General features: G+C 70.4%; 14 protein-coding genes. All 14 read right to left on the bottom strand.

Features of this window, described 5'->3' with window-relative positions; genetic code table 11:
* Positions 1-11: 11 nt before the first annotated feature.
* Positions 12-1,982, bottom strand: a complete 1,971-nt coding sequence (gene asnB, locus HWX03_RS18225) for an asparagine synthase (glutamine-hydrolyzing) (RefSeq protein WP_175872120.1) — start codon at positions 1,980-1,982, stop codon at positions 12-14.
* Between the two features lie 270 nt (positions 1,983-2,252).
* Positions 2,253-3,284 carry an EscU/YscU/HrcU family type III secretion system export apparatus switch protein gene (locus HWX03_RS18220; RefSeq protein WP_175872119.1) on the bottom strand — a complete coding sequence of 344 codons (1,032 nt, stop codon included), beginning with the start codon at positions 3,282-3,284 and terminating at the stop codon, positions 2,253-2,255.
* A gap of 16 nt (positions 3,285-3,300) precedes the next feature.
* A complete protein-coding gene (gene sctT, locus HWX03_RS18215) occupies positions 3,301-4,110 on the bottom strand; it encodes a type III secretion system export apparatus subunit SctT (RefSeq protein WP_175872118.1) in 810 nt (269 codons plus the stop codon).
* Positions 4,104-4,772: a hypothetical protein gene (locus tag HWX03_RS18210; RefSeq protein ID WP_175872117.1), complete on the bottom strand. Its 669-nt coding sequence runs from the start codon at positions 4,770-4,772 to the stop codon at positions 4,104-4,106. The genes sctT and HWX03_RS18210 overlap by 7 nt, the downstream gene beginning before the upstream one ends.
* A complete protein-coding gene (sctN, locus tag HWX03_RS18205; protein WP_175872116.1) occupies positions 4,765-6,141 on the bottom strand; it encodes a type III secretion system ATPase SctN in 1,377 nt (458 codons plus the stop codon). Before sctN ends, HWX03_RS18210 begins: the two co-directional genes overlap by 8 nt.
* Positions 6,138-6,767: a type III secretion system stator protein SctL gene (gene sctL / locus HWX03_RS18200; RefSeq protein ID WP_175872115.1), complete on the bottom strand. Its 630-nt coding sequence runs from the start codon at positions 6,765-6,767 to the stop codon at positions 6,138-6,140. Before sctL ends, sctN begins: the two co-directional genes overlap by 4 nt.
* Positions 6,749-7,498 carry a SctK family type III secretion system sorting platform protein gene (locus HWX03_RS18195; RefSeq protein WP_175872114.1) on the bottom strand — a complete coding sequence of 250 codons (750 nt, stop codon included), beginning with the start codon at positions 7,496-7,498 and terminating at the stop codon, positions 6,749-6,751. The genes sctL and HWX03_RS18195 overlap by 19 nt, the downstream gene beginning before the upstream one ends.
* On the bottom strand, positions 7,495-8,382 hold the full coding sequence (gene sctJ, locus HWX03_RS18190) for a type III secretion inner membrane ring lipoprotein SctJ (RefSeq protein WP_175872113.1): 888 nt from the start codon (positions 8,380-8,382) through the stop codon (positions 7,495-7,497). The genes HWX03_RS18195 and sctJ overlap by 4 nt, the downstream gene beginning before the upstream one ends.
* A gap of 50 nt (positions 8,383-8,432) precedes the next feature.
* Positions 8,433-8,909 (bottom strand): hypothetical protein, encoded by a 477-nt coding sequence (locus tag HWX03_RS18185; protein WP_174388384.1) that lies wholly within the window; start codon positions 8,907-8,909, stop codon positions 8,433-8,435.
* Between the two features lie 124 nt (positions 8,910-9,033).
* On the bottom strand, positions 9,034-9,243 hold the full coding sequence (locus HWX03_RS18180) for a hypothetical protein (protein WP_174388383.1): 210 nt from the start codon (positions 9,241-9,243) through the stop codon (positions 9,034-9,036).
* 140 nt (positions 9,244-9,383) lie between these two features.
* Positions 9,384-10,727 (bottom strand): type III secretion system inner membrane ring subunit SctD, encoded by a 1,344-nt coding sequence (sctD, locus tag HWX03_RS18175; RefSeq protein WP_175872112.1) that lies wholly within the window; start codon positions 10,725-10,727, stop codon positions 9,384-9,386.
* On the bottom strand, positions 10,708-12,744 hold the full coding sequence (gene sctC, locus HWX03_RS18170; protein ID WP_175872111.1) for a type III secretion system outer membrane ring subunit SctC: 2,037 nt from the start codon (positions 12,742-12,744) through the stop codon (positions 10,708-10,710). The genes sctD and sctC overlap by 20 nt, the downstream gene beginning before the upstream one ends.
* Positions 12,744-13,022 carry a type III secretion system export apparatus subunit SctS gene (sctS, locus tag HWX03_RS18165; protein ID WP_006480854.1) on the bottom strand — a complete coding sequence of 93 codons (279 nt, stop codon included), beginning with the start codon at positions 13,020-13,022 and terminating at the stop codon, positions 12,744-12,746. The genes sctC and sctS overlap by 1 nt, the downstream gene beginning before the upstream one ends.
* Entirely contained in the window at positions 13,019-15,226 is a 2,208-nt protein-coding gene (gene sctV, locus HWX03_RS18160; RefSeq protein ID WP_175872110.1) for a type III secretion system export apparatus subunit SctV, read from the bottom strand. The genes sctS and sctV overlap by 4 nt, the downstream gene beginning before the upstream one ends.
* Positions 15,227-15,394: the final 168 nt, after the last annotated feature.

The following is a 15,394-nucleotide window of genomic DNA, read 5'->3' as shown; positions in this document are numbered from 1 at the left end:
CGACGAGGCCGTCACCCCGCGCGCTGCGCCTCCAGCCACGCCTGGAACATCAGCACCGTCCACAACTGGTGCTGCCAGTTCATCCGGCCCGTCTGGTGCTGGCGCCACAGCCGCTCGACCGCCGCCGCATCGAAGAAGCCTTCTTCGCGCAAGCGCGACGGCCGCAGCAGCGCCTCGGCCCAGTCGCGCAACGCGCCGCGCAGCCAGTGGTCGACGGGCGCGCAGAAGCCCTGCTTCGGCCGGTCGATCAGCGCGGACGGCACGTACCGGTCGAGCAGCCGGCGCAGCAGCGCCTTCGACTGCCCTTCCGGCAAGCGCACCGACGCCGGCACGCGCCACGCGAATTCGACGACGTGATGATCGAGGAACGGCATGCGCGTCTCGAGGCTCACGGCCATCGCCGCGCGATCGACCTTCGCGAGGATGTCGGTCGGCAGGTACGTGAGCGTGTCGATCGCCATCGCCTGCTCGGCGAAGCTCAGGTGCGCGGGCCACGCGGACACCGTGTCGAGCGGCGTCGGCGGCTCCTGCCCCGACAGCGCGATGCGCTCCGGATGATGCACCGACGACATCAGCAGCCGGTACAACCCGATGCGGCTCTCGGCCGTCATCACATGGCCGAGCTTGTGCAGGCGATCGCCGATGCGCGACGACGATTCGCGCGCCTCCACGCCGCCGCCCCACGCGCCCTGCGCGACGGCCGCGAGCTGGTCCGCGTGATCGGGCCGCAGCGCATGCAACGCGGCGGCGATCCGCGCGCGCACGGCGGCCGGCACGCGATGCAGCTTGCGCCACAGGCGCGGCGTCAGGAAATAGCGCGTATAGCCGCCGAACAGCTCGTCGCCGCCGTCGCCGGACAGGCTCACCTTCACGTGCCGGCGCGTCAGTTCGGAGACCAGAAAGGTCGGGATCTGCGACGCATCGGCGAACGGCTCGTCGTAGATCGACGGCAGCTTCGGTACGACGCCGAGCGCATGGTCGGCCGTCACGTAAAGCTCGGTATGGCGCGTGCCGAGATGGCGCGCGACCGCCTTCGCGTAACCGGCCTCGTCGTAGCCGGCCTCGTGAAAGCCGATCGTAAACGTGTCGACCGGCGTCGCCGATTGCGCCTGCATCAGCGCGACGATCGCCGACGAATCGATGCCGCCCGACAGGAACGCGCCGAGCGGCACGTCGGCTTCCATCTGCCGCGCGACGGCCTGACGCAGGATCGTGTCGAGCTGGCCGACGGCTTCGTCGGCGCTGCCCTCGAACGGCTCCGCGCGGCCCGCCTCGATCGCCTGTTCGAGCGTCCAGTACGCCCGCAGGCGCGGTGTGTCGCGCGCATGTTCGAACTGGATGTACGTGCCGGGCGGCAGCTTGCGGATGCCGCGATAGATCGTGTAAGGCGCGGGCACGCTCGACTGGCGCAGGTACAGGCACAGCGCGTCGCGGTCGACCGTGCCGTCGAAGCCCGGATAGCCGCGCAGCGCCTTCAGCTCGGACGCGAACACGAGCGCGTCGCCGATCCGGCCGTAGTAGAGCGGCTTCTCGCCGATCCGGTCGCGCGCGAGCGTCAGCACCCGCGACGCGCGATTCCACAGCGCGAACGCGAACATGCCGGTCGCGCGGCGCAACGTGGCCTCGACGCCCCACGCGACGATCGCCGCGATCAGCACCTCGCTGTCGGAGTGGCCGCGCCATGCCGGTGCGCGCCCCGCGCGCTCGAGCTCGGCGCGCAGTTCGCGATGGTTGTAGATTTCGCCATTGAAGACGAGGACGTAGCGGCCGCACGCGGAAGCCATCGGCTGCCGGCCGTGCACCGACAGGTCGACGATCGCGAGCCGCCGGTGGCCGAGCGCGATGCCGGCTTCCGGGTCGACCCAGATCCCCTGCCCGTCCGGCCCGCGATGCGCGAGGCTCGCCGTCATTCGCGCAAGCGTGCCGCGCGCTGTCTCCTCATCGAAGGCGACGCTATTCAGAAAGCCGTCGATTCCGCACATTGATTTGTCTGCCCCTGTTGACCTGTTCCGTCACGCGCGGCGCCACCTCGCGGGCCGCCGTCGGGCATGACGGTCGAGCCATATTACGAAGAAATAAATCAGCAATAATTCACCAGTGAATGTCGGCAGGGTTCGGAAAAAAATGGACGTCAAGCGCCGCGTGCACATGGCCGTATGACGGGGCCATATCGAATCGGACCAGATGGCCGGCAAGCATGGCAGACAAAAAAGGGGCCGCATGCCGACGTGACGCCACCCCGCCCCGCCGCGTCAACCCGCGCCGGTCGCCCATTTCAGCAATTGCGCGACCTCGCGGAAATGCTGCGGCTGGATCGTGCCGTTCTCGGGCGTCGTCTCGTACAGCGCCTGCGCGAGCCCGACGTTCGCGAGCGTCGGGCGCAGCGCGTCGCGGGCCAGCCGCACGATCCGCTCGGCCGCGTCGCCCTCGCCGCGCGCGAGCACCCACGGCAGCGAGCCCATCCCGCCGTAGTAGAGCGCGACCGCGACGCGCGGCGAATAGACGACCACCGACGCATAGCCGATCCGGTCGGGCAGCGACGCGAACTGCGCTTCGCGCGCGAGCTGGCGGCGCTTCGCCTGGACGTGCGGATCGCCTTCGTCCTCCTTGTGCTCGCGCCGCACTTCGTCGATCGACATCTTCATCTTCTGGTTGAACTCGTGCCGCTGGTGCACGATGTCGATCAGCGCCATCACGATGTAGATCAGCGCGGCCCAGCCGAACAGCAGCATCAGCAGCTTCACGATCAGCGCGAGGATCGAGACCGGCCGCGTGAAGCCCGACTGCACGGCCGGATCGAGCGACTCGACGATCAGCCAGCCGAGCGTCGCGACGAGCAGCGCCGTTTTCAGCAGCATCTTCGCGAGGTTGACGAGGTTGCGCAGCGACCACAGGTTCTTCATCCCCTCGGCCGGGTTGAGCCGCGACAACTGCGGCACGAGGCGGCTCCATGCCATCACGCCGCCCACCTGCACGAAGCCCGCGAGCAGCCCCGCCAGCAGGCCGGCGGCGACGATCTGCGCGGACAGCGTCGCCCAGTCGCGCGCGGCGCCGTCGATCAGCGTCGCGAGCCGCGCGGACGGGTCGGCCGCGCCGACCGCGTCGAACACGAGCCGGAACAGCGCCTGCAATCGCGCGAACAGCGAACCGATGCCCACCGCGAGCGCCACGCACACGCCGACGAAGAACGCCGACGACACCGTCTCCGCGCTCTTCGGCACCTCGCCTTTCTCGCGCGCCTCGCGCAGGCGCTTCGCGGTCGGCTTCTGGTCCTTTTCGGCCATCTCGGCTCCGGCGCGCTCAGCCGCCGCCGTGCGCGGCGAACAGCGCGCGCAGCAGCGCCATCAGCCCGCTGTCGGGGCTCAGCAGCGAATGCAGCGACGCGTACACCACCGGCAGGAACAGGATCATCATCAGCAGCGCGAGCGCGCTCTTCAGCGGCTGCGAGAACACGAAGATGTTGAGCTGCGGCACCGCGCGCCCGACCAGGCCGACGCCGAGCTCGACGAGCACCAGCACGATCGTGACCGGCGCGGCGAGCTTCACCATCCATTCGAAGATCGTGTCGGTCTGCCGCACGATGAAGGTCTGCAGCATCGACGAGAAATCGGGGCCGAGCGAGCCGATCGGCCACCATGCGTACGACTGCGCGAACAGTTGCACGAGCACCTGCAACCCGCCCGCCGTGACGAACAGCGCGATCGCGACGAAATTCAGGAATCCAGAGGTCGGGCCGCCCTCGTGCCCGCCCATCGGATCGAAGAACGCGGCGCTGCCGCTGCCGGTCTGGAAATCGATCAGGTAGCCGACGCCCTGGATCGCGAACAGCACCGCGCTGAACGCGCCCGCGAGCAGCATGCCGACCATCGCCTCCTTCGCGACCAGCAGGCACCACATCAGGAACGGCAGCGCGGCCACCTGCGCGGCATCGATCGTCGGCGCGACGAACGCGGCGATCACGACCGCGATCCCGTTGCGCACGAGGCCCGTGATGATCTGCTCGTTGAACACCGGCACGACGAACATGATCGGCAGCAGGCGCGGCATCACGTAGAGCAGCGGCCGCAGCATGCCGGCGACGTCGTTGAAGCCCGCGGCCTGGTCTAGCATCGGCGCTCCGCGGCGGCGGGCGGGGCGGGATCGTCGGGCGCGGCGGAGGTGTCGGCTTCAGCGGCGATGTCGGCGCCCGTTTCCGCGTCGGTCATTGCCGCATCGAACGCGGCGGCGGCCTCCGGCGGCGCGGACGCATGACCGGCCGCGTCACCCGCGCCGGCCACCCAGGTGCCGCCGGTCGCGAAGCGCCGCACCGCATAGCCGTCCGCGACGTCGTCGGCATCGCGCTCCACCCGCGCGGCGCGCGCGTGCAGCGCCTTCTCGCCGGCTTTCTCCAGCTTGTCCTCGGCGGCCTTCGCCTTGCGCGCGGCGCGCTGCAGGTCGGCGAGCGTCGCCTCGTGGCCGCGATGCACGTGCGCGGCTTCGCTCACCGACGCGTTCGCGGTGCCGATATGCCGGTCGAACGTGCGCGTATCGGCCGCCGCGTTCTGCAATGCACGCGCTTCGCGCACGTCGTCGGCGAGGCGCGTCTGGATCGCCGCCTTCGCGGCGACCTGCTGCGCGAGTTGCGCCTGCGCGGCCGCCAGCGCGCGCCGGCTCTGCGCGGCGATGCCCTGCTGGCGTGCGGCCGCGACACGCGCGATCTGGCTGCGCATCTCGCGCACACGCTTCAGGCGGGCGAGCGTCGCGAGCACGACGCGGTCGTCGGCTTCAGACATGATCGTTCGCCAGCTTCGTCAGCTTCGCGAGCAGCGCGTCGAAACGCACGTCCTCGTCCGACGCCTGCGCGCAGAACGCGCCGATTGCGTCGCGCGCGCGCAGCGCGAGATCGCCGAGCCGGTCGCTGCCTTCGCGATACTCGCCGATCTGCACGAGCAGCTCGATCTCCTGGTACTTCGCGATCAGCTCGCGCACGCGCGCGGCCGCAAGCTGGTGCGCGCGGCTCGCGACGAGCGGCATCACGCGCGACAGGCTCGCGAGCACGTCGATCGCCGGATAGCGGTTCGCGAGCGCGATCTTGCGCGACAGCACGATATGGCCGTCGAGGATCGAGCGCACTTCCTCGGCGATCGGATCGGACTCCTCGTCGCCTTCGACGAGCACCGTGTAGAGCGCGGTGATCGACCCGTGCGCGCCCTGCCCCGCGCGTTCGAGCAGGCGCGGCAGCACCGCGAACGTCGACGGCGGAAAGCTGCGCCGCGTCGGCGGCTCGCCGCTCGCGAGGCCGACCTCGCGCTGCGCGCGTGCGAAGCGCGTCAGCGAATCGACCAGCAGCAGCACGCGCTTGCCCGCATCGCGGAAGTGCTCGGCGATCGCGGTCGCGACCAGCGCGGATTTCACGCGCTCCATCGCCGGACGGTCCGACGTCGACACGACGACGATCGAACGCGCGCGCACCTCGGGCGACAGGCTGTGCTCGATGAATTCGCGCACTTCGCGGCCGCGTTCGCCGACCAGCGCGATCACGTTCACGTCGGCCTGCGCGCCGCGCGCGATCATTCCGAGCAGCGTGCTCTTGCCGACGCCCGACGGCGCGAAGATGCCGACGCGCTGCCCGATGCCGAGCGTCATCAGGCCGTCGATCACGCGCACGCCGGTCGGAAACGGCGTGTCGATCATCTGGCGCGCGAGCGGGTTCGGCGGATCCTGCTGCGTCGATACCCACGCGGCGCCCGTCACCGGCCCGCGATCGTCGAGCGGCCGACCGAGCCCGTCGAGCACGCGGCCGAACAGCCCTTCGCCCACCGGAAACACATGCTCGCGCCCGGACGGCACGACGATCGTCTCCGGCGACAGCCCGGCCACGTCGCCGAGCGGCGTGAGCAGCGTCGTCTGCCGCGAAAAGCCGACCACCTCCGCGAGCAGCGTCGGCTGGTTCGGCGTGCGCAGCTCGCAGATCTCGCCGAGCCGCGCGCGAATGCCCGTCGCATTCAATATCTGCCCGACCGCGTGGTTGACGCGGCCCTGCACCGACACCGGCGAGAAGAACGCGAGCCCCGCGTCGAGTTCGCCGACGAGGCGGCCGCGATCGAACGGCGCGCCGTCGTCATCGCCGAACGATGGCTGGTCGTCGAGCGGCGCGCTCATCGCGCGGCGCCCTTCAGCGCGTCGCGGCGGATCGCCTGGCGCAACGCGTCGATCTGCAGGTCGAGGCTCGCGTCGATGCGTCCGGACGGCGTCTCGACCGTGCATGCGTGGCGTTCGAGCTGCGCGTCCTCGACGATGCGGATCTTCTGCCGGCTCGACTGCCCCGCGAACGCGCCGTCGAGCGCATCGCGCATCTCGTCCGTGCGGCCGGGCGCGATGCGCACGATCAGGAACGCCTCGTCGCGCACGAGCGGCGCGATCCGCGCGAGCGCGGCCTCGTACAGCTTCTGCGTGCTCATCTCGCCGACGATCGCGCGTACGGCCTTCACGACGATATCGGCCATCGCGTCCTTCATCGTCTCCATCGTGCGCGTGGCGGCGAGCGCCTGCGTGTAGGCCTGCGCGGCCTGCTCGCGCTGCGCGCGGCGCATGCCTTCGTCGTAGCCGGCCGCCTGGCGCTTGTCGAATTCGCGCTGCGCATCGGCGACGATGCGCGCCGCCTCCTCATGCGCGGTCGCGATCACCGCGGACGCGTCGAGCAGCGCCGCGTATTCGCGCTCCTTGAGCACCTTGCGCTCCGACAGCAGTTGCAGGTTGTCGCTCGTGATCAGAAAAGCCAGTCCCATGACGCAAGCCTCTCGGGAATCAGAAACAGGAACATCAGTTCGCCGAACTGGTCGCGCTGCGCGCGGTTCAGCCAGTACGGCGCTTCGTCGTCGATCGCGCGGTTGAATTTCAGGCGCACGCGCCGCGCCACCGCGTCGCCGGCCACGCCGATGAAATCGGCGAGCAGCCGGCCGCCGCGCGCGCGGATCACGACCGGCAGCGCGGCGGGATCGGCGCGCCACGGTTCGAGCGTTTCGGCGAGCGCGCCGAATTCCGGCGCGCGTTCGAGCGCGAGTTCGAGCGCATCGCCGCCGAGCCGCGCCGCGACTTCCGCGCGAATGCGCCGCCCGGCCAGCGCGTCGCGCAGCCAGGCGCGATGCAGCAGCAGCCCCGCATACGCGGCCAGTTGCTCGAGCGCCGCGCCCGGCAGCAGCGCGAGCCGCGCGCACGGGTTCGCCACGTCGAAGTCGTGCCGGTCGGCCACGCCGTTGACGTCGAGCAGGTGCCGCGCGAGCAGCTTGCGGCCGGCCGCGCCGAACGCGTCCGGCGAACGGTAGCGCGCGGGCCAGTCGGCCGGCACGCGCGTCACGTGCAGATAGCGGTCGGGCCGCAGGTTGAAGTCGCAAACCAGCGCATGAAACGCGGCGGCACGTGCGGCCGGCGGCGCCGCAAGCGGCTGCAGCCACGGCAGCAGCGCTGCCTCGACTGCGGCGGCCGTATCGCCCGGCGGCAGCGCGTGCGGATCGCTCATGCGCCGTCGCGCGCGCCGTCCGGCGTACGCAGCCCGCCGCCGGCCTGCTGCGCGGCCGCGCCGCCGCCACCGTTCGCGCCGCGCGGCGCGCCGAGCAGGCCCGCGAGCCGCACGCCGAACATCCCGCGCCGGGCGGCCGACAGCGCGATCACCGCGCAGGTCAGCAGGATCAGCGCGAACACGAGCCAGCCGAGCGGCGAGCGCAGCCGCAGGATGTCCGACACCGCGCTGCCGATCCCGTCCACCCGCGTCGCGCGTGCGGCGGCCGGCTGCAGGAACAGCGACACGTTGTCGTACTGCAGCCCTTCGATGCTGTGCGCGACGAGATCCTTGACCATCGGCGCCATCGCGCGCAGGTCGACGCCCTGCCGGTAGCGGATGTACACCGCCGCCGACGACGGCTTGATCTTGTCCGCGAGCGGATCGTTCTCCGGAATCACGACCTGCACGCGCGCGACCACCACGCCTTCGATGTCCTGCAACGTGCGCGACAGGTCCTGCGACACGCCGTACAGGTAGCGCACGCGCTCCTCGGCCGGCGTCGACACGAGGCCCTGTTTCTGGAACAGCTCGCCGAGGCTCGCATAGCTCGGCTTCGGCAGCCCGTTCGCCTGCAGCACCGCGAGCGCCGACTGCATGTCGCCGTCCGCGACGCTCACGAGCCACGCGTTGCGGTCCGACGTGTCGCGCGCATCGTTGTCCTTCGACGCGCTGATGCCCGCGTCGCCGAGCACCGCGACCATCTGGTTCGCGTCGCGCTCCGACAGGCCCGAGTACAGCTCCTTCTGGCACCCGGCCAACAGCACGAGCAGCCCCGCGAGCAGCGCGCGCGCCGCCCGGCTGCGCCACGCATGCATGCGCGGCGTCGAATCGATCGTCGTCATCGTTTGTCCGCTTCAGGGCGCGTGAGGCCATATCCGGCCCACGCGCACTATCACTCCTGCGTCTTCAACACGGTATGCGTGAAGCCGTTCGCCGCCTGCGCAACCGACAGGCTCAACTGGTATTCCGAAATCGTGGTGGTTGCCGTCCACTGGAAATCCATCGCCTTCACCATCGTCATCAGCGGGTCGCTGCGGCTGTCCGCCATCGACGTCAGCATCTCGCTGCGGTGCTTGTCGATGTTCGCGTACCGCGAATCGAGATCGTTGCCGTACGTGCGCAACCGCTCGACGAGCGACGACTGGTTCGCCTGCGCGGGCGTCATCTGCACGGCCGGCGCCGCATCCGCCGGCGCGCGCGACATCGCGACGCCCGACGAAGACGGCGGGGCGGCCGCCGACGCGCCCGGCTGCATCAGCGCATCGAACTGGCGCACCTGCGCCGGATCGGACGTCGCGCCCGTTTGCTGCGCGGCACTCGCGAGCGCAGCTGCGCCCGGCGGCGCCGCGCCTACGCCTGTTACCGACATGATCGTGTCCTCCTTGACCGGCAGAGCCGGGAACGGGCCGGCCGGCACGCACATACGCCACGCCGGGCGCCCGTCATGGGCGGCCCCGGCACTCGGCGTCGCGCGGCACGGCCGGCGACCGGCGTCACGCGCGGCCGGCGGAACTCAGGTGTTGCGCAACCTGGGCGTTCGCCGTCCCTTCCTGCGCGGTCACTGCGTTGCTGGTTTCGAACGTCGCAGTCGATTGCTGAACCTGGAAGTTGATCTTCGTCAGTTCGAGCTGCGTCTTGGTCAGGTCGTCGGCCTGCTGCTGGACCTGCTTCGTGTCGGTTGCACTACCCGTGGGACCCGGCATGATTCGCTCCTTTACGTGAAGTTCACTTGCGTTGCCGGCGGCAGCCCCATGCCCCGCCGATGACGTGACGCGCCGCCTGCCGGCGACGTGTCGCGTAATGCGCGCATCGCGAAACGCGCTGCGCCTGATCCGTCGCGACGCTAATGCGCCGCCTCCTTCGTCGATACACCGGCCGCCGGCTCGCCCGGCAACAGCGTCGGCCCCGGCACCGGCTGCGCGACGCCCGCGGCCGCGCCGCTCGCGAGCGGCGCCACGGGCGGCGCCGGCGCCTGCTCGGGCGCACGCGCCGACGGGCCGCCGAGCGGCATCGTGATGCGCTGGCCGTTGCGTTCGAACACCACTTCGTCCGGCCCGATCGACACGACGGTCGCGCCCTCCTTGAGCCGCGCGCCTTCGAAATAGCGGCTGCCGTCGACCGTCTCGATGTAGCGCTGGTCGCCGTCGCCGGCGAACACGGTCGTGATCTCCGGAATGCCGGCCGTGCCGCCGAGCGTCGTCGCCGTGCGCGGCGCGGCCGCATCGGCATCGCGCACGTGATCGACCACCTCGAGCGCCGGGCGGGCGTCCTTCATGTAGTTGCGGATGCGCGGCTCGATCTGCGCGCGCGCGGCCGTGCCCGTCAGCTCGATCCGGCCGCGGCCGAGATACGTGACCGTCAGCGCCGTATCGCTGAAATAGGTCTGCGCGGTCGCGACCAGATCGCTGACCACATAGATGTTGCCGAGCGCCGCGTTGTCGACGCCCGCGACGATCTGCGCGACGCGCTCGCGCGCGGCCGGGTCGCTCACGTAGCCCGACACGATCACGCCGTCGTCGCGCGGCGCGACGGCCAGCTCCGGATACGCGTGCAGCAGTTGCTGCAGCCGGTGCGTGCGCGCGAGCACCGATTCGTGCTGCCACGGCAGCCGCCCCGACCACGCGACAAAGCCGTAGCCGAGCGCGCCGAGCAGCACGCCTACCCACAGCGCGACCAGCGCGATCACGAGCCGCCGGCTGCCGAGGCGGCGCAGCCCGCCGGTGAGCCAGCCGAGCCACGCGGCTTCGCGCGCGGCGTCCGGCGCATCGGTTTCGTCGGGCACCGCGACACTCGCCTGCGCATGCCGCGCGATGCCGAGCCGGATCGAGCCGACCGTCACGACGTCGTTCGGCGTCAGCGAGCGGCGCCCGCTGCCGAGCGGCGCGTCGTTGAACAGCACCGGCGCGCCGGTGTCGCCGCCGTGGTTCTGCACCGTCACCGCGAGCGCGCCGACCTGCAGGCACACCTGTTTCGCGCCGATCTCGCGATCGGGCAGGATCACTTCGCAGTCGGCCGCCGTGCCGACCCAGTTCGCGCCGCGCGCGAGCGACATCGTGCGGCCGTACATCGGCCCGCTCAGGAAGCACAGGTTCCACGGCGACGCGAGCGCGGCCGCGCCGGCCCCTGCGCCTCCCGCGCCGCCGGGCAATGCGCCTTCGCCGTGCGAATCAATGATGCTCGTCGACATGCGTGACCACTCCTGCGGTCGTCGCCGGCTGCGACGCGGCACCCTGCGGCGGCGGCAACGCGGGCGGACCGAACTTCGTGCCGGGCAGCGGCTTCGGTGTCAGCGGCACCGCGACGTCGTTGTCCGGCGGGCGATACATCGACATCCCTTCCTGGCTCGCCGGACCGTCGGCGCCCGGGTTCACGGGCGCGCCGTCCGGCGCGTACATCGACGCGCTCGTCACGACGCGCGGCGTCAGCAGGTAGAACCGCTCCATGTGGTTGCCCGACTTGTCGGTGTACTTGAACAGGTTGCCGATCAGCGGGATGTCGGACAGCCAGGGCACGCCGCTCTTGTTCAGCCGCACCTCGTCGTCGTTGAACCCGGCGATCAGCAGGCTCTTGCCTTCGTCGATCATCGTCTTGGTGACGATGTTGCGCTGCTGGATCACCGGCACGTTCGACACGGCCTGCCCCGGCACGATGTTGCCGTCCTGGATGTCGATCGACATCATCACGCTCTGCGGGTTGCCGGACACGGCCGCCGCGTTGCGGATCGCCTCGTCGACGATCATCGGCGTCACCTTGATGCTCGTGCCGGTCGTCACGCTGTACAGCGACGAATCCTGGTAGCCCGGCACCTGCACGTAGAACTGCGTGAGGTTCTCGAGGATCGCCTCGGTGTTGTCGAGCGCGAGCACCTTCGGCTTCGATCGCAGTTGCGCCTGGCCCTTCTGGGCGAGCGCGTTCACGCGCGTGAGCAGGTAGTTGCGCAGCGACCCGCCGATCGACGCGGTCAGCGCGATGCCGGTCGGCATGAAGGTGCCCGTCTGCCCGGTTTCCGACGTGCCGATGCCGAACGTCAGCGGCGGGTTGCCGACGCCGTTGTACTGCGTGTTGCCGTTCAGCGCGTTCTGGCCGTTGCCGATCTGCACGTCGCCGTGCGTCGTGTGCAGGCGCCAGTCGATCCCGAGGCTGTCGAGCGAATCCTCGTTGATGTCGATGATCGTCACGTTGATCTCGACGATGCGCGGCCGCTCGTCGAGCTGGCCGATCAGCGACTGGTAGCGATACATGTTCTCCGGCAGGTCGCGCACGATCACGGCATTGATCGCCGGATCGGCGACGATCTGCGGCAGCGTGTCGCCGCCGTTGTTCGAGAACGGCGAGAACCCGCCGCCCGTGCTGCCGTCCGCCCCGCCATAACCGCCCTGCCGCGGGCCGCCGGAGATGTCGGGAAAGTCGAGCCGCGGCACCGCGATCGTCAGCCCCGAGCCGAGCTTCACCTGACGCGCGGCCTGCCCGAGCGGCGTGCTCGACGGCGCCGCGGTCGTGCCGCCGCCCTTGCCGAACAGCTTGCGCAGGATCGTCGCGACGCCCGGCACCGTCACTTCCTTGCCCGAGCGGTTGATCGTGAAGTCCGACGCCCAGCCGTATTTCAGCCGGAACGCGCGGATATCCGCATGCGCGCCGTTCGCCGCCGGATCGCCGACCGAGCCGACCGCCTGCCGCACGAGTTCGACATAGCGACGCGGGCCGGCCACGTACACGCTGTTCGCGCGGTCGTTGATCACCAGCGTGTAGCGCTTGTCCGGAATCTGCATCGCCTGCAGCGCGCGGCCGATTTCGCCGGATGCGTTCGGCGGGATCGGGATCATCTGCGTCTGCGACTGGTCGGCCGGATCGACGTACAGGAACGAGCCGTCGTAGTACCACGTGAGCCCGTAGGTCGAGCAGATCGTGTCGAGCGTCTGCTGCGGCGTGCCGGAGAAGCGGCCGCTGATCACGCCGTCGACCTTCGGGTCGACCACCGCCGTCACGCCCTGCGACGACGCAAGCTCGCGGATGAAGTCGCCGATCTTCTTGCCGTTCGCGACGATCGTGAACGGCTTGTTGCGCCAGCGCAGGTCCGCGGCGCGCGCAGGCTGCGCGGGCGCCATGCACAGCGACGCCGTGAGCAGCGCGGTCGCGCACACGGCAAGCGCGGCCCGTTGCAGGCTGCGCGGTTGAAACCGGATCGAGGCGACGCGTCGACGCATCAAAGGACTCCTGTGGAAGAAACGAACATGCGTTCCAGCGCCTGCTGCGCGAAGCGCAGCACTTCGCCGCCGAGCCAGCCCGACAGCAGGACGAGCGCGACCATCACGGCGATCAGCCGCACCGCGATGCCGATATTGGCGTCCTGCACCTGCGTGACGGCCTGCAGGATCGCGACGACGAGGCCCGTGACGGTCGCGATCAGCACGATCGGCAGCGACAGCAGCAGCACGAGCATCAGCGCCTGGCGCGTCAGGTCGAGGATCGTCGAGCTCGTCATTGCATGGCGCCCGGCGCGCGCACGTCGGCGCCCGCGCCGACCGTGCCGTCGTCCGGCGGGTTCTTCACCCAGCCGACCGTATGCAACTGCACGTCCTCCTCGACTTCCTGGTACGACAGCACCGCGAGTTCGGGCAGCACCGGCTGCAGGATCGTCTTCACGTAGCGGCGCGCGCCGAGCGCGACCATCACCGCGAGCCGCGCGGCGCCCTGCGCGTTGCCGTGGCCGCCGGGGCCGGCCGCCTGCGCCGCCTGCACGATCGCGCGCACCTGCTCGCCGATGTCCTGCTTGACCGCGCTCGACAGCGCGAGGAAATTGCCCTGCTTGGTGCGCATCACCGCGCTCTCGATCCGCTCCTGCAGGTTCTGCTCGAACAGCACGACCCGCAGCTGGCGCGCCGTGCCCGCGTGACGGTCGGTGATCATCCGGCGCAGGTCGACGCGCACGAGTTCGACCAGCGCGATCACGTCGTCGGGCTCGTTCGGCGCCCACGTGATCAGGCTCTCGAAGATTACGCGCAGGTTGCGGATCGGCACCTGTTCGGCGAGCAGCCGCCGCAGCACTTCGGTCACGCGCTGCAGCGGCACGAGCCGCGTCAGTTCGCCGACGAGCTCCGGATGATCGCGGCGCACCAGATGCACGAGCGCCTGCGTCTCCTGGATGCCGAGCAGCTCGTCCGCATGCTGGCGCACGATCTGCTCGACGTGCGCGGCAAGCGCGCTCTCGCTCGACAGCCACTTGCCGTCCGGCGCCGCGCCGTCCGGCTTGATCCACAGCGCGGTCGAGAACGGGCCGAACGCCTCGGCCGGCTGGCGCTCCGCGCGCTCGGGCAGCGGCGCGACGCCGTCCCACAGCAGCCAGCCCGGCTTCAGCGCGCCGTGCGCGACGAGCACGTCCTGCAGGTAGATCCGGTACGTGCCGGCCGCCGCGCCCTCGTCGTCGTTCAGCGTGATGCGCGGAAACACCGTGCCGATGTCCGCATCGACGCGCGCCTTCGCGCTCGACAGCGCCGCCTGCAGTTGCGCGAGGTTCAGGCTCGTGCGCAGGTCGTCGGACAGCGATACCGCGATCAGCGACGTGACGCCCGCCGCGTGCGACACCTTCGCGGGCTCGCCGTCGTCGGCCGCGCCGACGCGCCCGGCGACATGAATCAGGTTGAAGCTCGGCGCGGACGTCTTGCGCTTGAGCTGCGAGACCGCGAAGGCGCCGAGGCCGAACGCGATCAGCGCGAACGACCATTTCGGAAAACCGGGCACGACGAGAAAACCGGTCAGCACGAACGCCGCGATCAGCAGCGCGCGCGGATGCGCGCCCAGTTGCTCGCCGAGCTGTTCGCCGAGCTGGCGCTGCCGCGCATCGCGCGTCGCGACGCGCGTCGTCACGATGCCGGCCGCGATCGACACGAGCAGCGACGGAATCTGCGACGCCATCCCGTCGCCGACCGTCAGGATCGCGTAACGCTGCAGCGCCTCGCCGATGTCCATCCCGTGCATCAGCGTGCCGACCGCGATCCCCGCGACGATGTTGATGAACGCGATCACGAGGCCCGCGATCGCGTCGCCCTTCACGAACTTCATCGCGCCGTCCATCGCGCCGTGCATCTGCGATTCCTGCTCGAGCTTCTCGCGGCGCTCGCGCGCTTCGTCGGCGCTGATAATGCCCGCGCGCAGGTCGGCGTCGATGCTCATCTGCTTGCCCGGCATCGCGTCGAGCGAGAAGCGCGCGCCGACTTCGGCCACCCGCTCCGACCCTTTCGCGATCACGATGAACTGCACGACCGCGATCACGAGGAACACCACGCCGCCCACCACCACGTTGTTGCCGACCACCAGCCGCCCGAACGCGTCGATCACGTGGCCGGCGTTCGCATGCAGCAGGATCAGCTTGCACGACGCGATGTTCAGCGCGAGCCGGAACAGCGTCGTGAACAGCAGCAGCGCGGGAAACGACGAGAAGCTGACCGCCGACGGCACGTAGGTCGACACCGTCAGCAGCACGACGCTCGCCGCGAGATTCAGCGAGATCATCCCGTCGAGCGCGGCCTGCGGCAGCGGCAGGATGAACAGCGCGACGACCGCGACGATGAAGGTCGCGAGAAACAGGTCGGCGCGCGGCGAGGCGCCCCCGAGGCGCCGTCCGGACACGCCGCGGCCGGCGGAAAACAACCGCTGCCAGTCGCGGGGAAGCGCCTTCGGTTCAGCCATCGTGCCGTTGTCCTGTCGTTATCGCCGGCTGGCACGGGCAACCCTTCCCCGTGCTGCGCGGACCGTTGAATGGGACGAGTGTAGCGACGGGAAACGGCGGAAAAAGAAGCGCGCCTCGTAGCGTGAAAGCGCGTTTTCCTCAGACGATCGAATCGGACTACGAAACCC

The sequence above is a fragment of the Burkholderia sp. BCC0397 genome, assembly GCF_902832865.1.
In the GTDB taxonomy this organism is placed as follows: domain Bacteria; phylum Pseudomonadota; class Gammaproteobacteria; order Burkholderiales; family Burkholderiaceae; genus Burkholderia.
Note: the sequence above shows the minus strand (reverse complement) of the source record. Positions and strands in the feature narration are given on the sequence as shown.